At 61.3% G+C, this 25,503-nt stretch carries 18 protein-coding genes and 5 pseudogenes; 12 read left to right on the top strand and 11 right to left on the bottom strand.

Annotated features, from left to right (window positions below; genetic code table 11):
• Positions 1 to 243: 243 nt before the first annotated feature.
• The 5 genes and pseudogenes from AB4Y35_RS36745 to AB4Y35_RS36725 form a co-directional block, all read right to left on the bottom strand.
• Positions 244 to 1,200, bottom strand: coding sequence for a hypothetical protein (locus AB4Y35_RS36745; RefSeq protein ID WP_368708284.1), 957 nt, complete (start codon positions 1,198 to 1,200; stop codon positions 244 to 246).
• Positions 1,201 to 1,821: 621 nt separating this feature from the next.
• Positions 1,822 to 2,535: pseudogene (locus AB4Y35_RS36740) on the bottom strand (IS5 family transposase); the annotation flags it as partial.
• A 59-nt stretch (positions 2,536 to 2,594) separates the two neighbouring features.
• Complete coding sequence (locus AB4Y35_RS36735) at positions 2,595 to 3,197, bottom strand: hypothetical protein (protein ID WP_368708387.1); 603 nt, start codon at positions 3,195 to 3,197, stop codon at positions 2,595 to 2,597.
• A gap of 41 nt (positions 3,198 to 3,238) precedes the next feature.
• Positions 3,239 to 4,090 carry a reverse transcriptase domain-containing protein gene (locus AB4Y35_RS36730; protein WP_368708283.1) on the bottom strand — a complete coding sequence of 284 codons (852 nt, stop codon included), beginning with the start codon at positions 4,088 to 4,090 and terminating at the stop codon, positions 3,239 to 3,241.
• Positions 4,091 to 4,482: 392 nt separating this feature from the next.
• A pseudogene (locus AB4Y35_RS36725) lies at positions 4,483 to 4,863 on the bottom strand (transposase); the annotation flags it as partial.
• A 174-nt stretch (positions 4,864 to 5,037) separates the two neighbouring features.
• On the opposite strand from AB4Y35_RS36725, the gene AB4Y35_RS36720 reads away from it, so the two are divergent.
• From AB4Y35_RS36720 to AB4Y35_RS36710, 3 genes and pseudogenes are all read left to right on the top strand, one after another.
• Positions 5,038 to 5,307 carry a hypothetical protein gene (locus AB4Y35_RS36720; RefSeq protein WP_368708282.1) on the top strand — a complete coding sequence of 90 codons (270 nt, stop codon included), beginning with the start codon at positions 5,038 to 5,040 and terminating at the stop codon, positions 5,305 to 5,307.
• A gap of 140 nt (positions 5,308 to 5,447) precedes the next feature.
• Positions 5,448 to 5,785: pseudogene (locus AB4Y35_RS36715) on the top strand (transposase); the annotation flags it as partial.
• Positions 5,785 to 6,045, top strand: a pseudogene (locus tag AB4Y35_RS36710) (transposase); the annotation flags it as partial. The pseudogenes AB4Y35_RS36715 and AB4Y35_RS36710, both read left to right, overlap by 1 nt.
• A 57-nt stretch (positions 6,046 to 6,102) precedes the next feature.
• Here AB4Y35_RS36710 and AB4Y35_RS36705 read toward each other — a convergent pair.
• The 4 genes and pseudogenes from AB4Y35_RS36705 to AB4Y35_RS36690 all read right to left on the bottom strand — a co-directional run bounded on the left by AB4Y35_RS36705 (position 6,103) and on the right by AB4Y35_RS36690 (position 11,069).
• Positions 6,103 to 7,652: pseudogene (locus tag AB4Y35_RS36705) on the bottom strand (IS66 family transposase).
• A gap of 87 nt (positions 7,653 to 7,739) precedes the next feature.
• The gene (tnpB, locus tag AB4Y35_RS36700; protein ID WP_368708281.1) at positions 7,740 to 8,051 is read right to left on the bottom strand and encodes an IS66 family insertion sequence element accessory protein TnpB; all 312 of its coding nucleotides are present in this window, start codon (positions 8,049 to 8,051) and stop codon (positions 7,740 to 7,742) included.
• Complete coding sequence (locus AB4Y35_RS36695; RefSeq protein WP_368708280.1) at positions 8,048 to 8,464, bottom strand: transposase; 417 nt, start codon at positions 8,462 to 8,464, stop codon at positions 8,048 to 8,050. The genes tnpB and AB4Y35_RS36695 overlap by 4 nt, the downstream gene beginning before the upstream one ends.
• A 262-nt stretch (positions 8,465 to 8,726) precedes the next feature.
• On the bottom strand, positions 8,727 to 11,069 hold the full coding sequence (locus tag AB4Y35_RS36690) for a PAS domain S-box protein (RefSeq protein ID WP_368708279.1): 2,343 nt from the start codon (positions 11,067 to 11,069) through the stop codon (positions 8,727 to 8,729).
• 1,229 nt (positions 11,070 to 12,298) lie between these two features.
• On the opposite strand from AB4Y35_RS36690, the gene AB4Y35_RS36685 reads away from it, so the two are divergent.
• The 3 genes from AB4Y35_RS36685 to AB4Y35_RS36675 all read left to right on the top strand — a co-directional run bounded on the left by AB4Y35_RS36685 (position 12,299) and on the right by AB4Y35_RS36675 (position 14,068).
• Positions 12,299 to 12,562 (top strand): hypothetical protein, encoded by a 264-nt coding sequence (locus AB4Y35_RS36685; protein ID WP_368708278.1) that lies wholly within the window; start codon positions 12,299 to 12,301, stop codon positions 12,560 to 12,562.
• A 113-nt stretch (positions 12,563 to 12,675) separates the two neighbouring features.
• Positions 12,676 to 12,879, top strand: coding sequence for a hypothetical protein (locus AB4Y35_RS36680; RefSeq protein ID WP_368708277.1), 204 nt, complete (start codon positions 12,676 to 12,678; stop codon positions 12,877 to 12,879).
• Positions 12,880 to 13,210: 331 nt separating this feature from the next.
• Complete coding sequence (locus AB4Y35_RS36675) at positions 13,211 to 14,068, top strand: HD-GYP domain-containing protein (RefSeq protein ID WP_368708276.1); 858 nt, start codon at positions 13,211 to 13,213, stop codon at positions 14,066 to 14,068.
• 319 nt (positions 14,069 to 14,387) lie between these two features.
• Here the strand turns inward: AB4Y35_RS36675 and AB4Y35_RS36670 are convergent, their stop codons facing one another.
• Positions 14,388 to 16,136 (bottom strand): thiamine pyrophosphate-binding protein, encoded by a 1,749-nt coding sequence (locus tag AB4Y35_RS36670; protein ID WP_368708275.1) that lies wholly within the window; start codon positions 16,134 to 16,136, stop codon positions 14,388 to 14,390.
• Between the two features lie 387 nt (positions 16,137 to 16,523).
• Positions 16,524 to 18,269 (bottom strand): methyl-accepting chemotaxis protein, encoded by a 1,746-nt coding sequence (locus AB4Y35_RS36665; protein WP_368708274.1) that lies wholly within the window; start codon positions 18,267 to 18,269, stop codon positions 16,524 to 16,526.
• A 404-nt stretch (positions 18,270 to 18,673) separates the two neighbouring features.
• Here AB4Y35_RS36665 and AB4Y35_RS36660 point away from each other — a divergent pair, with 404 nt between their 5' ends.
• The 6 genes from AB4Y35_RS36660 (at position 18,674) to AB4Y35_RS36635 (ending at position 25,466) form a co-directional block, all read left to right on the top strand.
• Positions 18,674 to 19,150 (top strand): RidA family protein, encoded by a 477-nt coding sequence (locus AB4Y35_RS36660; RefSeq protein ID WP_368708273.1) that lies wholly within the window; start codon positions 18,674 to 18,676, stop codon positions 19,148 to 19,150.
• A gap of 631 nt (positions 19,151 to 19,781) precedes the next feature.
• On the top strand, positions 19,782 to 20,285 hold the full coding sequence (locus AB4Y35_RS36655) for a cupin domain-containing protein (protein WP_368708272.1): 504 nt from the start codon (positions 19,782 to 19,784) through the stop codon (positions 20,283 to 20,285).
• 644 nt (positions 20,286 to 20,929) lie between these two features.
• The gene (locus AB4Y35_RS36650) at positions 20,930 to 21,619 is read left to right on the top strand and encodes a response regulator transcription factor (RefSeq protein WP_368708271.1); all 690 of its coding nucleotides are present in this window, start codon (positions 20,930 to 20,932) and stop codon (positions 21,617 to 21,619) included.
• Complete coding sequence (locus tag AB4Y35_RS36645; protein WP_368708386.1) at positions 21,609 to 22,889, top strand: sensor histidine kinase; 1,281 nt, start codon at positions 21,609 to 21,611, stop codon at positions 22,887 to 22,889. The genes AB4Y35_RS36650 and AB4Y35_RS36645 overlap by 11 nt, the downstream gene beginning before the upstream one ends.
• Positions 22,890 to 23,004: 115 nt before the next feature.
• The gene (locus AB4Y35_RS36640) at positions 23,005 to 24,402 is read left to right on the top strand and encodes a TolC family protein (RefSeq protein ID WP_368708270.1); all 1,398 of its coding nucleotides are present in this window, start codon (positions 23,005 to 23,007) and stop codon (positions 24,400 to 24,402) included.
• A complete protein-coding gene (locus AB4Y35_RS36635) occupies positions 24,399 to 25,466 on the top strand; it encodes an efflux RND transporter periplasmic adaptor subunit (protein ID WP_368708269.1) in 1,068 nt (355 codons plus the stop codon). Before AB4Y35_RS36640 ends, AB4Y35_RS36635 begins: the two co-directional genes overlap by 4 nt.
• Positions 25,467 to 25,503 lie beyond the last annotated feature (37 nt).

The following is a 25,503-nucleotide window of genomic DNA, read 5'->3' as shown; positions in this document are numbered from 1 at the left end:
GCAAGGATACTCCCGGCTGGAATTCCTGGCTGCTCCGAGGACGACACGCACGACTTCCATGCAGGTGCGAGACCCTTCAATGATTGAAACGCGTAGTTCTTTACATTGTTCATACGCCGTTCTTCGGTCCGAAGTCCGGCGTGAAGCCGACGCTCACCGGTCACACCGGAATGACTCAGTTTGGCCCGAACTGAGTCCGGCGATCAGACAGCGTCGGCCCGATCAAGCCCAGATTTCTCCACATCAGGGCAGACATGCACTGGTCGCGAGCCAAGTGCATGGCTTGTGTTTGCATCCCGATGCCATTGGGCACGACGAAAATTTCGTAGTGCTGTCCCTCAAGCTCATCAGCTCATCGCGCACGCGCGCCATCGTCGCCGGATTGTGGCGCGAACTGCGCGCGCGATTCGAGGTTGTTTGCGATGCCGAGTGCCCAATCGCACCAACGGCTGTATTCAGCCTGTGCGGCTGGATCCTCCGGCGAGACGTTTGCTCCACCGCCACAACATACTCCCGAACCACGCGGGCAACGTTCCACTTCTGAGCGCTCTCGATTAACATGTCGCGCCGCACGCGCTCCGCCGCAAGTTCGCGGTCCGCTTTCTGACGCTCCACATGAGCCGCCTGGAAAGCCAGATCGCTACGGCGCCTCTTTTCCCAGAAGGCGACCATTACAGCGTGAGACGTCTCGAGTTTCGACATCATCTCGGGAAGTCGCTCGATTAGACCATCCGTGCTGGACTTCTCTTTGAATCGCAATGGCGCGTCGGAGTTCTCATTGAGCAGCAGCTCAAGCCATCCAGTACCTACTGTCCCGACGCCACTGATCGACCTTCGTTCGGCCTCCGAGAGGAGACTTGTGTTCGTACGGAAACTCGGCTCGACAATGCGCAAGCCCGAGGCTGCGCCATTCCGGGATAGGTCGATCCGTGTGCACCGGTGTCCCATCGAAATATCGAAGCCGCGGGAGCGTGCCGCCTTGCAAGTCACGTTGAGGATGACGATTGCGCGCTTATAGGTCGCTGCCGTGCACCGAATTGCCTCGGCATCGTACGCGCGGATCTCCTCAATCCCCGGCGCCCTCGGGAAAAAGTCCTTCCACGACGGATACGTGCTGGTGGCGTGCTTCGCCCCCTTGCTGCCGTACAGTGCATCGAATCGATCTTTGACGCGTTTTACGAAAGGGTCCCAATTATCCATCGTCGCCCCGCTCTGGAAATGACGTTTCGTGCAGCGTCAAGCTTGCTTAAGCCCGCGTACTCTCAAGGTCTACCGCAAGCCGCTTCTTCCCTTAGAGTCCCATTGACACTCTTTCGCGTCTGGCTCCGTGTCGGATTCACCCTCATGCCTGGCTGCGGCTCGCTCCTCTAGCCGCTTCAGTGCCTGCTTGAGGCGTGCGGCGTTCGTTATCGGTCGAACGAACTCCATTGGCTCTTCGTTCTCGCCCCTCGTCTCCTTAGCCATAAGTCACCCCATAGAGTTACGCTCAACTTGTACCCGTCTGCGCCACCGCCCGGCGACGCACTGCTGCCCCTCTTATTCTTACGCAATGTAAGTTAAACACCTTTTGCATACAGAATCAATACATCCTGATTACAATGCATAGCATGTGGCGGGAGTCCGCTCAGATGTGCTCGGCACCGAAACGACGTTTGCGGGCCCTAACAGGTTGCGGAAATACGCCCCCGGCGGAAGCTGCCTTCCTCGATTTACGCGCCCACCGTCTCCAAATCTTTCGCATTGTGCAATTTCAACGCGAATCAACCTTGTTTTAAGCGCTGTGAGGCCGACTTCTGGCCTCAATGCCGCCTTTTCCCGCAGCTATAGGCGGATTTGTGCCAGGGATCGCATGCGCACGAGGTTGTAGACCGTCATGTTCAACACAAACATCTGGTCCACCTTCTTCAAGCCGCGCACCATCACCTGGCGCATACGCCCCACGGTCTTGGCCCAGCCGAATCCTTGTTCGATCAACTTGCGCTTTTGCTGCGAAATGGCGTAGCCCGCGCTTGATGCAATCGTATCGGGCACTGCCGAACGCCGCCTCGAGGTGTTTTGCGCAACGTGCGGTGTGACCTTCATCTGTTGGCATGCCTCAATGAATTCCAGGGCGTCGTATCCCTTGTCTGCACCCAACGTAATTTCTACGTCCGGATCCTCTGCCGCTTGCCGTGCGTCGTGGATCATGATCTTGGCTGCTTCACGCTCGGCATGCCCGTCGGCGCGTGTCACGCGCGCATTGACCACCAGGGCGTGCCGGTTATCGGTCAGCGTATGGCCCATGTACCGCAATTCACTGGCCGTTTTGCCTTTGCGATAGAGTCTTGCATCGGGATCGGTCCTGGACTGATGGGTCTCGTTGCTGCGTTTGTCGCCCTTGAAGCCGCCCGCGCCGCCACCGTCGCCGTCCCGATCGTCGCCGTTCTTGTGTACAAAACTCTTGTGCCCGGCCCACGCCTGGATCAACGTTCCGTCCACGCTGAAATGCTCACCCGAGAGCAGGCACTTCTTCTCGGCGATGGCCACTACGGCGTTGAGTCGGAGTAGGAATGACAGTCACCCATCACCCCCTCCACAGATCCGTACGTGCAGAGTTACCGCATACGGCTCCTGCCTTGGGTCGTGACGATCAGACGCTGGTGTGGGTACGGATGACAAATGTGAGTGGGAGGCAACCACAGGCGTACGAGACGGTCCATGCGCTCACGGGTCAGTCGGCAAGTCTGACTACGACGGCGCAGCGTGCGGTACCACAGACGGGCAACACGGCCCCGGAAGCGCCCGAGGCGCGTTCCGTTTCGTGGCACACCGAAGTACCTCACATGCCCAGCTACCACGGCGCGCAGATACCGTCCCTGCTCCGCAATAGTCCGGCACATGCGTCGTCGCAGTTGTTCCTTGACTGCCAAGAGCTTGGCTCGCATTCGTTGGCCACTGGTCAACCGCAGTACCGCGAACTTCCCGTTCCGAGTCTTCCCGCAGCAATGCGTGAAGCCCAAGAAGTCCAAGGTCTGCGGCTTGCTCCCGCCGCGACGTTGACAGTTCTCGCGCGCAAAGCGTCCGAACTCAATCAGCCGCGTTTTGCTCTTGTGCAGCGCCAGGCCGAAGCGGGCCAGCCGTTCAGTCACTTCGCGCTGGAAGCGCATCGCATCCCTCACGTTTTGGAACCCCGCGACCCAATCGTCAGCGTACCGCACGACGATCACATCGCCTTCGGCGTGCCGCGCACGCCATTGATTCACCCATAGTGAAGATAGATATTCGACAACAGCGGCGAGATGCTGCCGCCCTGAACGGTACCAACTTCACTTTGCGTCACCCTGCCGTCTTCCAGCACACCCGCATGCAGCCACTTCTTGATGAGCCGCACAACCCGTGTGTCTGCTACCCGGTGCTCGATGAATTTGATCAGCCAGTCGTGTTCGATTGTGTCGTAGAACTTGCTGATGTCCGCATCGAGTATCCACCTCACTTTCCTGCGCTCGATACCCACGCTCACGGCATCGAGAGCGTTGTGCGCACTCTTGCCGGGGCGGAAGCCGTAACTGAATCCGACGAAGTCCTGCTCGTAGATCGCGTTGAGTACCTCGACCGTGGCAAGCTGGACGAGCTTGTCCTCTAGCGCCGGCACGCCCAGCGGGCGCTTGCTGCCGTCTGCCTTGTCGATGTACACGCGTCTGACAGGCTGGGGCCGGTAGGCCCCTCGGGCCAGCCGGTCGGACAGGTCCAGAAGTCGCGCTTCCAGGTCCAGTCCGTACGACTGCCACGTCTCGCCGTCCACCCCGGCTGCTGCCTTGCGCTTAAGCGCAAAGTAGGCTGCCCGCAGGCGGTCGACCGCGTAGATGTGATGCATCAGGGTGGTGAACTTCGCACCCGGTCGGCCTTTGGCCGTCTGTCGTATGCCGTCGAGCGCCGTTCCCATGTCATATTCCCGCCTCAATCTGCGGGACATGCGCGCTGCGACTGCATTGCCCTTGGCCTGCCGCCTTCCCTCCACCGCCTCCGCCGTCGTGGGAGTTTCACCCTCGACCTTGTTCGGCAGCTTCTCCGGTACTACGCAGCAGTCCGACTTCCCGCGCCCGTAGCTCATCGTCGTGCGCCCTCAGGCTTCACGATGCGCACTGCACCCGTCGCTTCCCAGCGGGGTGCAGTAGAGCGCGGGATCTCCCGGTTCCCGAGCAAAGTGTTTCCGCACGTGCGCGGGGTCTCTGACCGCGCGGGGTCCGGCGCTGCCTCGCCATTACGGCAGCGCCAGTGTGACCTTCGGCGGAATTCTAGCGCCTCGGCACCCCGATCAGCTCGTAGCTCACGCCACGAGAGGTGTATTTCGCGGCTCAATACCCGGCCCATGCGTACCCCTGTCAACGCTTCGCCTGCACCCTCGCGGATGCACACGCATGACTCGGGGCCGCCGTGGCTGGCTAGGCCTTCAACGTATGACTCTTTCATTCACAACACTTCGCCGGTTTTGACCGGCGCACAGAATTCGATCACGGCATCGTGTTTGATCAGACGCTCCCGGTTCTTCGTGAAGACCGTGGGCTCCCACACCTCATCATCCATGGCCAGGCCGATGAACCAGCGAAACAGCAGGTTGTACTGCACCTGCTCCATGAGTTGGCGCTCCGAGCGGATGCTGTAAAGGATCTGGATCAGCATGGCTCGCAGCAACTTCTCTGGCGCGATGCTCGGCCGTCCACCCTTTATGTCAGCTTCGTACATCCCCGCGAACAGTCGATCCATCTTCGCCAGCGCTTCGTTCGCCATCACGCGGATCGAACGCAACGGATGCGACTTGGGGACGAAGTCGTCCAGTTTGGTCATGGAAAACAGACTCTCAGTGAACGTGTCGGCGCCGCGCATAATCCAGGGGAAGTGGTGGTCCATCTATCAACGCTTCACGAACTCTGCGCGATGACGTGCTTCAGCGGTACTTCAGCAGCCTGCTAAGCGTCTCGTCTAGGTGGTAATCCAGAACTGGAGCCCCCCCAAAACGGCCAAACCTATCGGGAATTCGCGCTCCCGAACGGGCTCACCATGACATTGTTTGTTGACCGACAACGCGGTATCAACGGGGCCAACATGCTCGGGCTGCAGTACGTGAGACTGGCGCTGGACCACTGGAAGAAGTGGCGGCCGAAGGAGTACCGGCAAATGCAGCAGGACGGGACGCTGAACGAGGAAGCGCAAAAGGCAAGCAAGGAAGCAGCGAAGCAGGTCGCGGACCTCATGCAGACGGGATATCAGAAACACGAAGCGGAGGAGGTGGTGCTTCCGGAGTACATCCTGCTGCCGCCCGAGAAGTAAGTGGCAACAGTTGACGAGGCTTCGGGCATACCCAGCGACTAAATGGGGCTTAGCAGGTTGCTGAAGTACCGCTGAAGCACGTCATCGCGCAGAGTTCGTGAAGCGTTGATAGATGAACCACCACTTGCCCACTGGAGATCATGCGGGGCGCCGACACGTTTACCGAGAGTCTGTTTTCCGTGCGCAAGCTGGACGACTTCGTCCCAAAGTCGCATCCATTGCGTTCGATCCGCGTGATGGCGAACGAAGCGCCGGCGAAGATGGATCGACTGTTCGCCGAGATGTACGAAGCGGACATAAAAGGTGGACGGCCGAGCATCGCGCCAGAAAGTGCTGCGAGCCATGCTAATCCAGGTGCTCGACAGCATTCGCTCGGAGCGCCAACTGATGGAGCAAGGTGCAATACAACCTCTTGTTTCGCTGGTTCATCGGCCTGGCAATGGATGACGAGGTGTGGGTGCCCACGGTCTTTACGAAGACCTGCAGGCAGGGATCATTGTTGACGTCGAGGCGACGCCCGCGAACCGCTCGCATGAAGTGGAATCTACCAAGACAATGATTGACCGCGTTGAGCGGCGAAACGATCTCAAACCTCGACGTCTTGCAGGTGATACCGCGTACGGCTCAGCAGCGATGCTTGCCTGGATGATCGGGCAGAAAGAGATTGCGCCGCATATTCCAGTCTGGGACGAAACCGCGCGCAAGGACAACACATTGTCGAGCAGCGAGTTCCAATGGGAGTAAGCGTTCGAACGAGGCCGTACTTCCGGGAGTTGACGGGCGTTGGGGGAGCGGCTACCGAATGGGCCTGGCGTTCGCGGCTGCAGGCAAGTGCGGTGCGACGTTCCAGGGCAGCAGTTCGTCGATGCGGTTCGCCGGATGCTCGGCAATGCGCTCGAGTACGTAGGCGAGATACGCTTCGGGATCCAGACCGTTCAGACGTGCGGTCCCGATGAGGGAGTACATCGCTGCCGCCCGCTCGCCTCCGCTGTCGGAGCCAGCGAACATGAAGTTACGGCGACCAAGAGCGACCCCTCTTAATGCTCGCTCGGCAATGAGGTTATCGATTTCCGCACGACCGTCGTCGCAGTAGCGCACGAGCGCCGGCCAGCGGTTCAGCGCGTACTGGATCGCTTTCGTCGTATCAGATTTCGCCGAGAGCGTGACGAGCGTCGCCTCGAACCAGCGTTTGAGGTCATCGAGCAACGGCAACGCCTGCGCCTGGCGCACACCGCGACGTTCATCCGGTGGCTTGCCGCGGATCTGCTCCTCGATGGCATAGAGCGCACCGATGCGGCGCAGGGCTTCCTCTGTCAGCGTAGTGGGTCGTACTGCGTGCAGGTCGTGGATTTTCCGCCTCGCGTGCGCCATGCAGGCAATTTCCTGAATCCGGCCGTGACGATACAGTTCCTGGAAGCCAGAGAACCCGTCGGCCTGAAGCAGTCCCTCGAACTTCGCTAGATGCTGCTGCGGATGTTGGCCCGACCGGTCGGGGGAGAACGCAAACCAGACAGCCGGCGTCTCTATCGAAGCGCTGTTGCGATCGTCGCGCACGTAGACCCAGAGGTAACCGGTTTTGGTGCGACCGTTACCCGGTGCCAGCACCGGCAGCGGTGTGTCGTCCGCGTGCACCTTGACACCGCCCAACACGTAGCGGCGCACCGCGTCGACCAGCGGTTTGAGCAGCCACGTCAGGCTGCCAAGCCAGTGCCCCATCATGCCGGGCTCGATCTGGACGCCGTCGTGCGCGTACATGACCGCCTGCCGGTAAAACGGACGTGGTACATGAACTTCGATGCGAGGACGTGGGCGAGCAGTCCCGGGCCCGGCATGCCACGCTCGATGGGACGGCTGGGAGCGGCCGCCTGCACGATGCAGTCGCAGCACGAACACGCGAGCTTCGGACGGCGGTGGCGGATGACACGGAAGTGCGCACGCACGTATTCGAGTTGCTCGGCGACATCCTCGCCCAGCAGCTTGAGTGTGCCACCACATTCGGGGCAGTTTTCTGCAGCCGGCAGATGAACACGCTCGTCGCGTTCGAGGTGGGCGGGCAGCGGTTCGCGAACGGGAGCTTCGCGGTGCGCTCGTGTTTTCTTCGGCGCTGCGGCTGCGGCGGCTGCACCCTCGTCGGCCTGCAGGTCTTCGAGCCGCAGTTCAAGCTGCTCGATCTGGCGATCGAGCTTCTCCGACTTGCGGCCGAACTGCATGCGGCGCAGCTTCGCGATGGTCAGCTTCAGGTGCTCGATTTCGATGGCGCGCGATGAGAGCTGCTCGCGCAGATTGGCAACCATCGCCTTGAGCGCGTCAACGTCATCGGAAAGATCGGCGGGCAGAGCAGACATTCAGCCAGTCTACACGGCGCTGTCTTGTAGAGTCCTCCACGTAATGAACGTTTACAACGCGCTGCGCGGGCGCACCGCTTCGACTGGCTACCGCCAGTCGAAGCCTTCCAGCAGGAGGGATAGCTGTGCGGTCGTCAACGCAACGACGCCGCCATCGGCACTTGGCCACGCGAAACGTCCTTTTTCCAGACGCTTCGCGAACAGACATAGGCCACCATCACACCAGTAAATCGCCTTCAGCAGATCGCCGCGACGCCCTCTAAAAACAAAGACATGACCCGAGTATGGGTCACGGTCGAGCACCGTCTGCACTTTCACCGCCAGGGAATTGAAACCGCAACGCATATCAGTTGCGCCCGCAGCAATCCAGATCTTCGTATTGCCTGGCAATCCAATCATTTCAGGCAATCCCGAAGGAAACGCTCGGCCAGTTCCATCGACAGTCCGCAGATTCGCACACGCCGCTTGCCGACTTCGATCCCCACTTCGCAACTTGCGACCGTGCCGACCGGTTGTCGCTCAGTTGCTGCCCTCGCAGCCGCATCGATAATATTCACCGGCAGCATCACAGCATTGTCAGCGCCCGGCACGTCACCCGTGTGTACGGCCACTGACACTGCAACCTTAGCCTGCGCTTCGAGATACCGCCGCCGCCACTTAAACACCATGTTGTCGTTCAGGCCTTGCTCGCGTGCAATCTGCGCCACGTATGCTCCAGGCTTGAGCGTCATTTCGACAATCGAGCGCCGGAACTCCGGCGTAAAATTCGGGCGCTTGGGCGCCGCAGTTACCACTTCGTCCGACCTGTCCACAATAGCGTCCTCCAAATATTTGGTGGACTCTATGCTGCCCAGCTCCCGTCATGCTTTCACGACGGCCATGATCGAATGCTTACCCTCCAGACGTGGCGGCCGCTTTTTTGCCCGATGCGCGGAAGAGACGAGGGGCGGCTCGGCAACCTGGGAGGCGGTTGCACGAGGGCCAGTCGGGCAGCGATCTCGCTGGGCTTCAGTCGCTTATTTGATCGGGACATCGACCGTGAGTCACGCCCCGATGCTGGACGCGCGTTCGCAATCAGGAAAGCGCCCTGCGGAGTTCCTCGGCCGTGTATGGCTTACGCAGCGCGCGCCACAGGAACGGCAGTTGTCCCGTCAGCGGAACGTCCAGCCCGGATCCGAAAATGACGCGAATACCAGGATGCGCTTGCACCGCCTTCAGTGCCAGGTCGATGCCCGACATACCGGGCAACGAAACATCAGTCAGCAGGACGTCATATTCCTGTATGCCCAGTGCATCATCAGCGCTTTCGGCCGAGCTGTGCAGCTCCGGACGATGCCCGAGCAATTCCAGGAGCGCTCCTACGGCATCGGCCGAGCCCGCGTCATCATCGACCACCAGCACGCGCAACGGGCCGGGCGGCACCGAACCATGCATCGTTGAATCGTCAGCTGCTTCGAGATCCGTGCCCGGCGTACCCAACACGCTCCGGATCTTCCGCGCAAGTTGATCCCGGCTGTACGGCTTGCTGATGAGCTCGACGCCGTCGTCAAGCCGACCGCCATGTACGATGGCGTTCTGGGTATAACCGGAGGTAAACAGCACCTTCAGGTGCGGCAGCATTTCAACAGCCTGCCGCGCCATGTCCGGACTCTTCAGCGGGCCTGGCATGACCACGTCGGTGAAGAGCAGGTCGACATGCACGCCGCTGCGGATAATAGCCAGTGCCTGCTGCGGGTCGTCAGCCTCCAGGACCGCATAGCCGAGCCCACCCAGCATGTCAACGACGGTCGATTGCAGCTTCGTGTCGTCCTCGACGACGAGTATGGTTTCCCTTCCGCCGCGCATGGGCGCATTAACGGGCAACAGCCGCTCGGTTGCGCTTGCCGCCGACCGCGGCAGATAAACCTTGACGGTCGTGCCGTGACCAAGCTCGCTATAGAGGCGCAGATGACCACCGGACTGCTTGACAAAGCCGTACACCATGCTCAGGCCCAGGCCAGTACCGGAGCCCTCGGGCTTTGTCGTGAAGAATGGATCGATCGCCCGCGCCAGTATGTCGGCAGACATCCCGGCACCCGTGTCAGTCACCGCGAGCATCACATATTGTCCTGCCGGCACATCCTCCAGTCCGGCCACATAACGGTCGTCCAGCATGGCGTTGCCAAGCTCGAGCGTCAGCTTCCCACCGTCCGGCATCGCGTCGCGGGCGTTGATCGCAAGATTCAGAATGACGTTCTCAAGTTGATGGACGTCCGCACAGGTGTTCCAGAGGCCACCTGCGTTTACCGTTTCAACCTCGATCGTTTCGTCGAGTGCCCGCCGCAACATGTCGTCCATGTTTCGCAGCGCGGTTGCAAGATTGATGACGACCGGCTGCAACGGCTGACGTCTCCCGAACGCAAGGAGCTGCGAGGCGAGTTTTGCCCCTCGCTCGACGGCGTCGATCGCCTTGTCGAGACGTTCCCGTACCATGCTCTCCCGACCGAGCCGGCCCTCGATCAGTTCGAGATTGCCGCGAACCACCTGCAGAACGTTGTTGAAATCATGCGCGACACCGCCGGTAAGTTTGCCAATTGCCTCCATCTTTTGCGACTGGTACAGCGCCATGCGCGTTTCTTCCAGCGCGCGTTCCGTCTCGCGCTGCTGCGTGATGTCGCGCGTGATCTTCGCAAAACCGGCCAGCGCGCCGTCGTCGTCGCGAATCGCATCGATGACCACGTGCGCCCAGAAGCGGCTGCCGTCCTTGCGCACGCGCCAACCTTCGGATTCGAAACGGCCTTCGCGTGCCGCCGTTTCCAGTCCTCGCTGGGGCAGCCCTGCAGCAACGTCCTCACGCGTATAGAAGCGCGAAAAGTGCGCGCCGATGATTTCCTCCGCCGCGTAGCCCTTGATACGCCGCGCGCCCTGATTCCAGTTCGTTACGTGCCCCTCAGGCGAGAGCATGAATATCGAATAATCCGTTACGCCGTCCACCAGCATCCGGAAACGTCGCTCACTTTCGACCACCGCGTCGTGCGCGCGCTTCTTGTCACTCATGTCGCGCACGATCTTGCCGTAGCCCAGGAGCCCACCGGCGTCGTCGCACAGCGCCGTGATGATCATGCTCGCCCAGAAAAGGCTTCCGTCCTTGCGCACGTGCCAGCCTTCTGCTTCGCAGCGACCCTTCTGCCGGGCGTCGCGCAGCACGCTGTCGGGCACCCCCACGCGACGGTCCTCGTCCGTGTAAAAGACGGACAATGGAGAGGCTAGGATTTCGTCCGGGGAATAGCCATAGATCGCTTTACCTCCAGGATTCCAGCTGGCGACGCGACCGTCGGTCGTCAGTGCGAAAACCGAATAGTCTGTCGTCGAGTCAATCCACCGGGCCGCCCAGAACGGCGCTTCCCATCGTGTGTTCGGGTCGTAGGTATTTTCCATGCCGGTGCGCCTCCATCGCTACCAGGACGGCGTCGCTTCGAACCGGCGGGGATGGCCACCGTCGCTGCTTCGCGACGCCAACGGAAAAGAGTGATCCGTTCCTTTTGCACGTCCAAGGGTACATCGTTGCGGCCTCGGTGAGAACGTATCATACGACCAGGCCTGGGTCAGGCGCATTTTCACTCTCACAAGACAAGATCCGCCCGGTAGAGCCCGCGACCGCATGCAGCCAGGAGGCAAAACGATGCGATTGGCAGGCGGGCTGACCACGCACACTCTCCAGCGTGCCGGCCGGGTGACCGTGGCGCTCAGCAACCAGTCGCTGCCTGCGTGATGGCGGGCGCGCTCGGCGTCGCGCGGCGCAACACGTGATCGCCGTCACGCGCCAAGCCGGGTCGATTTTTCGACCGCTGGCTGCTTCCTTGCCAAAATGACGTGTTCGCACGGGCCATGCCGGATGATCCGCTTGATATGGCGAGCGGGAGTGCCGGATACCGAACTGCCTTTCAATGAGCCCGATAGTGGCTTCCCAGGTCCAGCGGGGGTCAGCGAACCCGTGTCGCGAGGCGCATGCTTTACTGCGGCAATGAGCCAGTTGTTGCCATTTGCCGGAAGCTGCGTGTGGCGCCCCACGTTGCCGATCTGCTGCAGGGAATGCCTGGCAGCGGGCCATCGCGCGGCTAAGGCTGAAGGTCGCCGCGACCTGCTGGTTCGAATTGCCTTTTTCGAGCGTCGCCGCGGCGGCGTCACAGCGTTTGGCGTACGGCGGACCGCCAAATCCATTTTTTCTTCCATGATGGCGACCGTCACCGGGTGTTTGCGGTTGCTGGATTATTGCAGCCATGGCTCCCCGGCGGCGATCAGCCCCAGGTCGTCGCACGACATTGCGCGCGCCCTGGGTAAGGCATCCTGGGATACGCGTGCGCTCAGGTCACGCCACTGGTTTCCCGCTACTTGCCAGTGCAGCGACTGCTTCCGGGCGCCGGTTCTCCCTGAATCCATTGAAGACACCGTTCTCGCCAGGCGCGGAACCTCCAGTCGATGCCGCAGCGCCCGTGAGGGGCGGTGGCTTGCCAGATGGAACCGCGAAGTGCGGCCCTCCGGCTGGATAATATTCGTTCTACTTCCACCCGAACGCCTGCGGCCATACACTGGCAATGCACAATCGCAGCCCGAATCGTCGGCGTAGCCCACGAAGAGGGTCGGCGCAAGGCCAGAAGGAGAAACCAATGCTCACGATTGTCGACGAACGTCGTCGTCTGCGTCTTGCCGACGATCACCTGCGCGTCGCTGTCTATCTCGTTACCGGCCAGGAAGATCGCCTCGCGCGATATCGCGCTGCCGGGCTGGACACCCAGCTGGCCGGGGAACTGCTGCTTGCGATGCAGGCAATCCTTCGGAATCTTGTCGTCAATCATCGACTGCTTTGCGATGCGATCCGGGACGACCACCGCGCGTTGCTGCGGCTAAGCGCAGCAGGCGATCCGGGATAAGCTGTCCTGCCGGAAGCGTGCGTAGAAGACGGCCCCTCGCGCCGACCGACTCCATGCCGGTGTCAGGTCCCCGGGACGCACACGTTCAGGCCTTGCATCGGGAGGCAAGTATTGTGAACCGAGAGCTTGACGAGTTCTGTGACGCGTACCGGGCCATGACGGCCGCCCGCCGCCTCTTCCAACGGTGCTTCTCCGAGAGCGAGGCGGCGAACCAGGACGGTCTCGATGTCCGCATGCTGACGAGCACGCTCAACGAAGCAACATTCCGGCTCCTGTCCGCCCGTAACGAACTGCGCGCGGCTGATGACGGGAACTGATGCGAACGACGGACTGGATGTTGCGCCCCAGGCTGAGCGATTCTATTAACTTTTCGGGAGCTTCGTGCCTGATCCCGTTCGTGGCACCCGGCGAGACGGACGCATTATCCGCGAAATGGCGCTGGGAGCCGTGCGCGACCACACTCACGAGCTCCTCCAACTGGAAGCCGGTGCCTCGGACGCAAGCTCGAGTCACCGGCCGCGAGCCTGCGCGCATGGCACCGGTTGCAGCAAGCAAACTGGTCATAAACCGCGCCGTAGTGAGCAGGTCTGGAGATGCCGATGTACCAACGCGCTACCATAAGCAAGCGCGACGATAATGCAGTGGCGCATGGCTCCTTCCCTGAGACCCACCGCTGTAGATCGTCAACAATCCTGGCCGGTCGAGAGGGCTGCTGTCGCCAAGGGCGCAGCGAGGGTCGAAGAATGCCATGTCTGGACACGCGCGCCCCAGATCGACAGTATCGGAACAGGAGAATCGATGCCGTATGCGCATATCGGCGTAAACCTGTTAGAGCAACGTGGTTCCACGAGACGAAGTTCGTCACTGTCTGCCAGGCTTCATGCCGTAGCATGGCAACACTTTGTCTGCGTCAACGGGTCACCAGATGACGATGTCAATGCGGGCGTGATCCGGGAAACGATCCGGCACTCCCAGCGCGTCGCATTGCTTTCCTACCGTATGGCATGCAAGATGGGCGATACGGATTTCCGACTGCATGGCACGGAACAAATCAGACCGGGAAGTCTGGCAGTCGCGGCCCTGTTCCACGACATAGGAAAAGCCAGCGTGCCTGCGATTATCCTGGCCAAGCCCGCCGCTTTGGATGAGGCGGAATATGCGGCGGTGAAGTGCCATCCGGTACTGGGTGTACGGCTGCTCGACGACGTCGCGCGAGGCCGCTCCGCGTCCAGTCTGTTAGCCATGTTTAAGGATGTAGTACTCCACCATCACGAACGATGGGATGGAACCGGTTATCCTGACTGCCTGTGCGGCGAGTCAATTCCCCTGGCAGCGCGCCTTGTATCGGTTGCGGATGCCTACGACGCCATCCGCTATGCCAGGGCCTACAAGAGCTCGCGTACCAAAAGCGAAGCCGTGGAGGCAATTGTCAACGGAGCCGGCTCGCAATTCGATCCGCACATGGTTCAGCAATTTCTCTGCGCAGTCGCACCCCGACGTCGATGAGAGAACGATTCCACTTCGGCAATCCTCCGGCAGATGTGCAAGGGTAACGCGCGCGGATACGCTGTAACACATTGTGTCGAGAAATGCCGGATCGACAATTGCATATCAGACGTTGCGTCATACATTTCGATATCCTCACTACGTGTGCGGATCCAAATGGATTCGCCCGTCGCTGCAGATAGCGGAGCCAGTGCAAACCATCGAACCATCGACACCCGGGCGGCGGCAGTCCTGCAGGCAGCAAACCACGGGCGTCACTACGCCCGTTTTCCGGTCTACCAGTGAACGCGCGCATTGCGAAAGAACACCGGGCTCCTGTTCAGGAGCAGGCCTCCGCTTCCGAATAGTACCGGTTTGGCGCGGGATAGACGCCTGTCATGACTTCAATCAGGAACGGGCCGTCATATTGAGATGCTTCACCGAGCACATCATCCAGCTCGTCGATGCCGTTAACCACGCGTGCCGCCACACCGAGCGACGATGCAAACGCCGTCCAGCTATGACGGGGCAGTCTGGTGAACTGCTCCGCAATCTGACCGCCCCTCATCGCGTCGATGTGGATTGCGCCGTGTGCAGCGTTGTTAAGGACAACGTAGATCACCTTGATGCCGTAGCGAGCCGCCGTCTGAATCTCCGTTCCATGCATCATCATGCAGCCGTCGCCCGTGACTACGACGCAAGGGCGTTCAGGGGCCGCAAGCTTGACGCCGATTCCGGCTGCGACAGCCCAGCCCATCGGCGCGAGTGAGCTGGACGAAAAGTAGTTGCCCATGCCCGACGTCAGCCAGTAGTGAGCCATGAATATCCGATGGGCACCGGAATCCACCACGACGTTGCTGTCCCTGGGCAACAGCTCGCACAGGCGCTTGACGACGGTGCCAGGATATAGCGGTTCATTGTCGCTGGAAGCCCTTGCGGCAAAGTCGTCGAACTGGCTGTCGTACAGGGGAATCTGGTTGAGCCCGTCGACCCATGCCCTTCTTCTTTCGAGCACTCTCTGGAATCCATCGTGGGCGCCCGTGTTCATCCGGCCGAGCAGCCGGAAGCTGCCCCCGATTCCGGAGAAAATACTTCGCTGCGCAATGTGCCCCATCGGGGGGTGATCGAAGCTGTCATCGAAGATAAGCAGATCCTTCCCCTCGGTCAGCTTCCTGCTCCAGTTCATGCTGTCACGCTGGTTCAGATCGCTGCCGAATACGACGAGCGCGTCAAGCTCGTCCGAATTGATCACTCGTGCAGCACGCGAATGGCTTGAGAACCCGTAGATGCCGAGCGCGAGTTTATGTGCCTCGGGAAATGCCCCCTTGCCTGCCAGCGTCGTCGCGACCGGAACGTGAAATTTTTCCGCGACCTCAAGAAGGGCCCTCGCAGTCTGCGCGTCATTCCCGCGACTCCCAACCAGAAACGCGACTTTCTTCGACTGGAGCAGATAGAGGTGGCACAGGGCTTCCAGTGCGGCATGGTCAGGCGGAACTTCGCCCAGATTGAATTCATGCTGGGCGTAGGGTTGCCGTGCTACCTGCGGGCCGGGAGGTACATCCTGCCTTTGAATGTCGACAGGAATACTGATGAATGATCGCGCCCGACGCATCCAGTTCAGCCCCTCCGTCGCACGACGCAGCTCAGCCTGAACGTTTTCCCTGTTCTTCAGCTCGACCACGTCCGTCATCATCCCTCTGACCACGCCACTTTCAAAGATGCCACCTGACGTCGCATCCTGGAAGGCCCCTTTACCCTCCGCGCTCGACGAGATGCCTCCCGCGATATAGAGCATCGGAATCCGGTCGGCCTGAGCGGCCGCCATGCCGGGCACGAAGTTCATGGTGCCCGGACCGGAAATGCCTGCGCAAACGCCGAACTTTCGGCTGGCACGTGCGTAGCCATCGGCCATGAAGGCGCTGCCCGTCTCATGAGCGCCAACGATGCCGCGAATGGAAGGCGAATCATCAATTGCGGCCAGCAGCGGGTAAATGAGCTTTCCGGGAACCAGGAACACATGATCGATTCCTGCAGACTCCAGCGACTTGACAATGATTTTTGATACGTTGAGTGGAGTGGGTGATCTCATGTTGCTAGTTGACGATCCGGTCAGAAGTCGATTCTCGAACCCCACCGCATTCCAGCATGAGGACACACGGCCTGGCGGTTTGCAACCTACCCGAGCCGGCGATAACCCATCTCTGGACACAGCAGGATGGCCTTTAGCACGCTGCTCTTTCCATGCAGTAGTGCCCCGCGTTACGTCCGCGCTCTTGAAAGCGTGCACGCGTGTCTCCGTCCATGAGCTCTCTTTCGTGACCGCACCGTCACTCGACGGCGCATCCTGCACCGCGGACGCGGCTCTTATGGCTGTCGATGACCTAACTGCGCACGTCATCGTGGGTCGTTTTTACCGGTCGACCTGGACCGCTGCGCGCGACGAGTGTGGCTCCTCGCCCCGGCATCACAGTCCTGTTCAGAAAGTCTGCCACTCCGATGTCCCGGTAGCGGGAGCAGCAGATACCTTGCCCCCGCGCTCCGATGGGACTGGCATCGACGCAAGCCTTGTTGCTGCTGCCGGAGGAGACGGAAGGCGTCGCGGTGCGCCACCTTGAAACGCCGTCTGCGGCCTCGTCTCGCGCGATGAAATCGTCCTTTCGCCACGGTTCCTGAAGAACGCCACCGTCTTGCGCAGGCTCTCCGCCTGCTGTGCCATTGCCTGGGCTGCGGCCGAAGCTTCTTCCACGAGGGCCGCGTTCTGCTGCGTGACCTGGTCCATCTGGTTGACCGCCTGGTTCACCTGCTCGATCCCGGTGCTTTGCTCGCTCGATGCCGACGAGATTTCGCCCACGATGTCGGTTACGCGCTTCACCGCCTGCACGATTTCCTTGATGGCGCCGCCGGCTTCTTCAACCAGCATCGAGCCCGCTTCCACCCGGTGAACAGAGTCGGAAATCAGTTCCTTGATTTCCTTCGCGGCAGTCGCACTGCGCTGCGCGAGCGTGCGAACCTCACCCGCAACGACGGCGAAACCGCGCCCCTGCTCTCCGGCGCGAGCCGCCTCGACTGCTGCATTCAGTGCGAGGATATTGGTCTGAAAGGCGATGCCCTCGATGACGCCGATAATCTCGGACATCCGGGTCGAACTCGTGGAGATGTCGCGCATCGTCTCGACGACGCGGCCAACGATTTCGCCGCCGCGCTGCGCCACGCCCGACGCGGTACCCGCGAGCGTGGCAGCCTGCGTTGCGTTGTCCGTGTTGTGGCGGACCGCTGCGGTCAGTTGCTCCATGCTCGAGGCGGTTTCTTCGAGCGACGCGGCCTGCTCCTCGGTGCGGCTCGATAGATCGAGGTTGCCTTGTGCGATCTGCGCGCTCGCAGTCGCGACACCTTCAGCGTTTTCGCGCACGTCCGACACGACGCGCATCAGGGCCTCGCACATGGACTTCAGCGATGCCATGAGGCTGTTTGTGTCACCGGCGCGCAGGTCAATGCTGACGTTCAGGTCACCTGCCGCCACGCTTCTGGCCACGGCGGCGGCCGTCGCAGGCTCGGTGCCCAGTTGCCGGGTTACGCTGCGCATCATCCAGATGCCGATACCGAGGCCGACCGAGACGGACATCGCCACGAGAACAAGCATCAGATTCCGGCCTTCGTCGTACACGGCATCGTTGGATTCCGCCGTGCTTTGCGCGTCGCCCTGCTTCAGGGCAACCAGATTGCCCATCAGGACGAGCGTCCTGAAACCCTTCCGGTGGTACTCACCCAGCATGAATTCAGTCAGGCCATCCCGGTCCTGTAACGCTGCGGAACTGATCTTGCCTTTCATTTCGTTGAAGGCCTGGATGTAGTCCTGCCAGTTCTGGTCGAGCTCGGCAAACGTCGCCTTTCCTTTGTCGGTATAGACGAGAGGCTCTGCCTGGTTGAGGTGATCGCGCGCCTGGGCCAGGGCTTTATCGGCCTGGTCCAGCGAGCCCGCTCGCTGCTCGGCCGTTGTGGCCAGAACCGCATTGCGCAGATAGGTCCCGACGCGCAATACGTCCGCGTTAGCCTGCTGGATCAGGTTCAGTCCGACAAGATCCTGTCGATACGTCTTGTCTGCATTCGCGCTGATTTGCGCCATATTGTGCAGACCGATTCCGCTGACGGCAGCGCTGATCGCCGAAACCAGGATGAAAGCGCTGATCAGTTTGGTGCCGAGTTTCATGTTGCCGAAATTCATGATCCACTGTGTTAAGGGTGAAAAAACAGATAAGCGGACCGGCGCACAGTCTGGTCGCGGTACAAATTCGACAGGTCCGTCAACCCCGACCGGACTCCACGGACACCTGCAAGCCCAATCTCATGGTGCGCCTGGCGCTGGCATGGTGCGACCGCAAGGGCAGCACAGCGCGGTAACAACGTAGTTATCGGCGGCATGATTTATTTATTCATACAAATTAGTCATTTGCCGGTGAAGATTTTTTATATTGGTGTAACGCCGTTGAAACAGCTCTCCGGTACAGCTGGCAGAATGGTCCACCGGTCACGAAACTGAGGCGTTGCTGGTCGCGATGATCGCGGACGCGATACGGCATAAGCACGTACACTCGATCTTTCAGACTTCACCGTGCTCGAAAGGCCGCCATGACAAGGGATGAAAGGTTGCTGCAGCTCGCAGCTGAAACCGGTTTTGATCCGCGCGACAAAATGAAGGTAGGCGGAAATTACAGACCTGTCCTGATCGACGGTAACGACGCTCACATCGCAGGCCAGATTCCCCGCGTCGGCGACGTCGTTCGCTTCGCGGGTATTGCAGGAGCCGACATTTCCCTGGACGACGCGCGAAGTGCAGCAGCAATATCGACACTTCGTGCTCTATCGCTGATCTTCCAGCAATGCGGGACCCTCGACGTGATAGCCGCCGTACTGCGCATCAATGTCTTTGTACGCAGTGCGCCCGACTTCACGATGCAAAGCGAGGTCGCCGATGGCGCGTCCGGCGTGCTTTGCGCTGTCCTTGGCGAAGCTGGCGTGCACACGCGAACGTCCATTGGCGTTTTGCAATTACCGAAGGGCGCGTCAGTCGAAGTGGATTTTGTTTTCAGGTTGCGGACGATATAGCATCTTCCGACCGGGGTAAGCCACCCGAGATCACAGAGCTTTTGACGATAACGGCGAGTGCTGGACGCTCGCCGGGGGACCGGAGAGTTCATGCCTGTCACAGGGGGACGGCGAACGAGGACTGGCCGCACTGACTACACCCAGTCTTGCCCTATCTCCCGTAGCGAACGTCGCTGATTCCGGTAGACCATTGCCCTCGCCGAAGTCCGGCTCCATGGCGCCCGGCTGGCAGGCAGACGCATGGACCCTCCCTCGACTGAGACATTCATCCTGCCGTATGAAGCGCATGTCAATCTGACTCGCCTGTAATGGGACACCGCAGGCACTTTCGGCATGCTTTCCACGTGGGCCAACTATGCAAGCTGATTCAAGAACGTCCTGGAAAACGCCGTAAACGCGGCTCATAGCACTCACTTCGCAAACGCATAAGATAGCCAGTCGACTGAAGAGCAGCCGAGCAGCTGTTTAGGGTCGAGCCGGGCCCGAAGATCAGTGGCAGAGTCCGTCGGGCCAGAAACTGCAGCTCAACAACTTTCCCGGATTAGTCTTGTTTCGGTAATACTGACTGTCGTGACAGGTTGCTACATCCCCCCCTTTGCGGCCGACACCTTTCCTGTTCGGAGTATTCACGATGACCACAGACACATACAATCTTGGGCCAATCACAATTGGCGGCGTGACAGTTCGCTATCTCATAGACGGATCCGCCACGAAGGGCATGGGCGTCTTCGAGTTGACGGTCGCGCCGGGAGCAAACGTTCCGCCGCCTCATAGTCACACCCACAATGAAGAATGCGTGTACGCCCTGGAGGGGCTCATCCGCTATTCCGTTGACGGTGTTGTGAGGGACCTGGCACCGGGTGAGTGGATGCATACCCCCAAGGGCTCCGTCCATTCGTTCAGCAACCCTCATCAAACCACTGCCAAGGCACTTGTCGTCCTTACCCCGGACGTGGGTGCGCAGTACTTTCTGGATGTACAAGCGGTAGTGAATGCCGGCGGGCCACCAGACCGCCAGAAGTTGTTGGCGGTCATGTCCGACTACGGGCTCGTTCCTGCCGCTCCAATTCCAGCGGTCGCCCAACAATCGGTTCAAGGCGATGTGCCCGCTTCGCAAGGACGCCCCTTAACTTAAGCGTTGAATGTCCGCTTTCGGCTTCGTCGAAAGGCAGCTTCGGGTCGCGTGCTGCCGATCGCAGGCCGCGGAGACCGAAGCCGAGTATGCAACTCGCACGAGTCGGCACCCGGCCACTTTCGGCCGCTCGCAAACACTTCGGCGTAGACATCCACGCGTCCCCTCCGGGCCGGCCAACAGCCATTCGATTCGAGTTCGTCAGATCCTCAATGCGAAGACTTGAGAAGGTATGACCTGCTAAAGACTCTGTGGAACGTTGAAGGACTGAAGCTGTTGAGCGACACCTCTAACAACATCCGCCACCAATTTTCACCGCTCACACGGAACACTGATTAATAGTCAGGGCGGCCCGACCAATTCCAAATCTTTCGTGCAGCCGTCAGCTCATGGTCACGGGTACGCTGAAAACACGTTCGCCCCGACTGCCCTGCGCAGTACCCGATGCGGTCGTTAGCGCGTCCAGCCGGTCGAGTCCTCGCAATCGACAGCGATGCGGTCCGCGCGGCCCCATCGCTTCGCTCCGTGCGAGTCGCCGAGACGGCGAAAGAGAGTCACGAGCCAATCGCGACTTACGCAGCCGCGATGCATGAAAGAACTGCGGTAGCATCACCCTTCCTGCTACCCGAGGTGATAAACGGATGTCTATGAAGGTGCTCATCGTCGAAGACGACTCCACGATCGCCGCGAACCTGTACGACTATCTCGAAACAAGCGGCTATGTCGTCGATGTAGCCGCCAACGGCAACACGGGGCTGCAGATGGCACTCGCCGACTCATGGGACGCCATTTTGCTCGATCTGTCACTGCCGGGCATGGATGGACTCACACTATGTCGCAGGCTACGGGAAGAGGCGGCCCGCGATACACCCGTGCTGATGCTGACCGCGCGCGACGCGCTTGATGACAAGCTCGCGGGATTCGTGCACGGCGCCGATGATTACCTGGTCAAACCGTTTTCCCTGAAGGAAGTGGGCGCACGGCTTGGCGCCATGATCAAGCGCTATCGCGGCCGGGTCGCCACCATGGATCTGCGGTTTGCGGATGTGCGCCTCGACCTGTCGACGATGACCGTCGAACGCGCCGGACGCCCGGTCAAGCTACCGCCCAAATGTCTACAGCTGCTGCGTATCCTGATGCAGTCGCCCCATCGCACCTTCACCCGCGCCGAGCTCGAGTCCGAAGTCTGGGGAGAACAGCTGCCGGACAGCGACACGCTGCGCACGCACATCTATACGCTGCGCCGGGCGCTGTGCGGGCCCGGTGAAGCCGATGTGATCGAAACGCTGCATGGCGTCGGTTACCGGCTCGTGGCGAGTGGTGATGATGCGAAATAGCCTGCGATTCAAGGTTGCGCTGGTCTTTTCGGTGCTGACCATTGCACTGCTGGTCGCCCAGGCGCTGGGCGTGCGAGCACTGGCCGAAGCGCAGGAAGAGCGGCTGATCGCGGCGCTCATCCGCGACGACATGGCGAGTGTGCTCAAGAGCTACCAGGCCAATCCCGCGCTGCTGCCACCGTTCGACGTACGACTGAATGGCTATGTTTCGAGTGCGGACCGCGTGCCCATTGCCCTGCCCGAAACTGTCAGGACTTTGCCTTTCGGTACGCACGAAATCATTGTCGACGACCGGGAGATCCACGTCGCCATTGCGTCCATGGGCACGGCACGCCTGTACCGGGTCTATAACTTCAATATCTACGAAAAGCATTTCAAGGAAGTCATCAACGCCCTGATGGGCGGCACCGGCATCTTTGCACTGCTGACGATCTGGCTGTCCTTTGGTCTTTCCGGACTGCTGGTGCGGCAGGTCGCGGGACTCGCCCGGCAGGTCAAGACACTGCGGCTGGGTGAATCGGCTGCGATCCATCCAGGCAAATACGACGAAACCGAACTCGCCGGACTCGTGGAGGCGTTCAACGACTACCACCAGCGCATGGCCGACATGATGGCGCGCGAAAAGGAGTTCACAGGCAACGTCAGCCACGAGCTGCGCACGCCGCTCACGACCATCAAGACGAGCTGCGAACTGCTCGAGCAGGATACGGCGATCCAGGGCAAATCGCGCGCCCGTCTGCAGCAGATCGAGCGGGCAGCAGACAACATGCGCGAACTTGCCAACGCGCTGCTCATGCTTGCGCGGGAGGACTCGGCGCGCGAGGTCGAGCCGGTGGCCGTCGCGAAGATGATCGAAACCGCGTTGGCACCGTTTGCCGCCCGGCTCGAGCAAAAAGGACTCGAGTCGGTGAATGATATCGACGGCGAACTTCGTGTCGTGGCGAACCGCCCTGCGCTTGCGATCGTGCTATCCAACCTGATCGACAATGCCGTACGGCATACCGACCACGGAAAGCTGCACTTTCGCTACGCCAACGGCTGGCTTTACATCGAGGACACCGGACCCGGCATTCCGGCGCATGCGATCCCGCATGTCTTTGACCGGTTCTACCAGGCACCATCGCCCGATACCCCGACGCCTGGGGTCGGGATCGGCCTGTCTATCGTCAGGAAGCTGTGCGAGCGCTACGGGTGGTCAATCGAGATTGGCAGTGAGCCCGGCAAGGGAACCAGCGTGTCGCTTCGGCTGCCGGCTGTGAGCCGGACCTGAGCCCGTCTCCCCCGGATCGGGTGGGCTCTTGACGAAAACTTCACAACCGCTGGCGTAGCCTCCAACCCGAAAGCCGCCCGCGTGGGCGGTACATCGTCCGGGACGGAATGCCAGAATGCGCCGCGCGTTGTCGATTGTCTTCATCGTATTGACCGGCGTGGCCGGCTGTACCACCTATCATCCCCACCCGATCGCCCCTGACCAGCTTGCCCGGCAATTCGAGCAGCGCTCGCTTGCAAGCGAGGAACTGCATGCCTGGATCGCACGTGAAGCTGGCCATGAAGTCAGCCCGTGGCCGCCGGCCGCCTGGAACCGCGAGCTGCTTACCCTGGCGGCCTTCTACTACAGCCCCGCCCTCGACCTGGCCCGTGCGCAATGGGGCACGGCCAAGGCCGGCATCGATGTCGCCAACGCGATTCCCAACCCTGTCCTGCAGTTGCCGTTCCAGTTCAACACGCCCAACCCAGGGCCCGGGGCGCCCTTCACCTGGGGGCCTTCGCTCGATATTCCCATCGAGACCGCGCACAAGCGCGGCTATCGCGTCGACCAGGCGAGCCACCTTTCTGAAGCTGCGCGGCTGAACCTCATCACCGCAGCATGGACGGTCAGTGCGCAGGTCAGGGACGCCATGCTCGCCCTGTACGCCGCCCGTACGCGCATCGCCTTCCTGTCCACGAAGGCCGATGCCCAGCGGCAGATCACGACCATGAGCCGCCACCGTCTCGCAGTCGGCCAGTATTCGCAGCCCGATGTCGATGCAGCGGTGCTTGCCGACACCCAGGCCCAGAGCGACCTTGCGTCCGCGCGAAGTGCAGAAGAAGACGCGCGCGCCCAACTGGCCGCCGCCATCGGCGTGCCGGTCACTGCGTTCGACGGCGTCACACTCGACCTGAGCGCCTTTGGCACGGTTCCCCCTGCGCCACCCGCAGCCGATGCGCAGCGCGCAGCGATCTTTCATCGTGCCGATCTGCGCGCCTCGCTGGCCGACTACGCCGCGGCCGAATCGGCGCTTCAACTCGAGGTCGCGAAACAGTATCCGGACATCCATCTCGGTCCCGGCTACACCTACGACACCGGCACCAACAAGATCGGCTTTGGACTGGCCGGCATCACGTTGCCGATCTTCGACCAGAACCAGGGGGGCATCGAACAGGCCGAGGCGAAGCGCAAGGAAGCAGCGGTTCGCACCGGCGCGCTGCAGGACAGGATCATCGGCGACCTCGCACACGCACTGGCGCGCTACCAGGCGAGCGGCGAGGCGCTGCAGATCTCCGACGCCCATCTGGCGAGCGCCCGTCGGCAGCTCGACAGCCAGGCGGCTGCATTCGCGAGCGGCAATGCGGACCGGCTGACCTACACGCAGGCGAAAGCCGACTATCAAACGAGCGAGACCGTCCATCTCGACGCAGAAGTCGCCGTCCAGCAGGCCGCCAGCGCACTCGAAGACGCGATGCAGGTACCCCTTGTCCACGAGACAACAAGCCCCACCCTCAGCGGGGGAACAACACGATGAAATACCGGCTGATCCTCCTTAGCGTTCTTTCGCTGGCCCTCTGCGCCGGCGCTGGCTGGTACATCATCAACCAGGCGTTCGACGACTCCGGTGCGTCGACAGCCACCGCAGCACCGTCTGCGCCGCAGGCCGCTGTGCAAACGGTCCACGGCGAGACGGTCGTGGTCGTGAGCCCCGACGCGCAGCGCGCCGGCCACATCGAAGTCGCGCCGCTCGCGGCCGTCACGAGCCAGTCCGGCATCCGCGCGGATGCCATGGTCATCGATCTGCAACCGCTCTTCGATCTGCGCAACCGTCTCGCCAGCGCACGCGCCGACGTCGACACGTTCGCCGCACAGGCAGCCAGTTCACGCACGCAGTACGAGGGCAGCCGTACGCTCTTCGCCGACGACCGCAATGTTTCGCAGAAGACGCTCCAGGCCGCGCAGGCGACGATGCAGGGCGATGCGGCCAAACTGCAATCCGCCCGGGTCACACTGAATGGTCTTGATGGCACGATGCGGCAGCAGTTCGGCGAGGCACTCGCGAACGCGGCAGCGACACCGGCCTCGACGTTGTTCCAGCGTCTCCAGGCGGGTCAGTCGGTTGTGCTGCGTGTGACGTTGCCATCCAGCTTCGGCAGGACGCCGCCCGAGAGTATTGCGGTCGATACACCCAGCGGCTCCACGGTGCCCGCCCAGAGGCTTTCCGCCTCGCCCGTCGCCGATCCAGCCATACAGGGCACGCCATGGCTGTACGTCGCCGGCACCGCGCTGCCCGCGAACCTGCGCACGAGCGCGCGCGTGCCGACATCGAGCGAGGCCGTCTCCGGATTGCTGATCCCGGAGCAGGCGGTGGTGTGGTACGGCGGCCAGACCTGGGCATACGTGCGCACGGCGCACGACCGCTTCACGCGGCGTTCCGTGCCGGCGGCCAGTGAGGACGATCACGGTTTCATCGTGACGGCGGGCTTCCAGGCCGGCGACCAGATCGTGACCCAGGGCGCGCAATTGCTGCTCTCCGAAGAGATCAAGCCACAAGGCATCGGCACCGCGTGCAAGGATCCGCCCGAGTGTGACGACTGATCCCGCGACTGAGCTCGCATGCCCCGCCCGGAACAAC

Source organism: Paraburkholderia sp. EG286A, assembly GCF_040965375.1.
In the GTDB taxonomy this organism is placed as follows: domain Bacteria; phylum Pseudomonadota; class Gammaproteobacteria; order Burkholderiales; family Burkholderiaceae; genus Paraburkholderia.
Note: the sequence above shows the minus strand (reverse complement) of the source record. Positions and strands in the feature narration are given on the sequence as shown.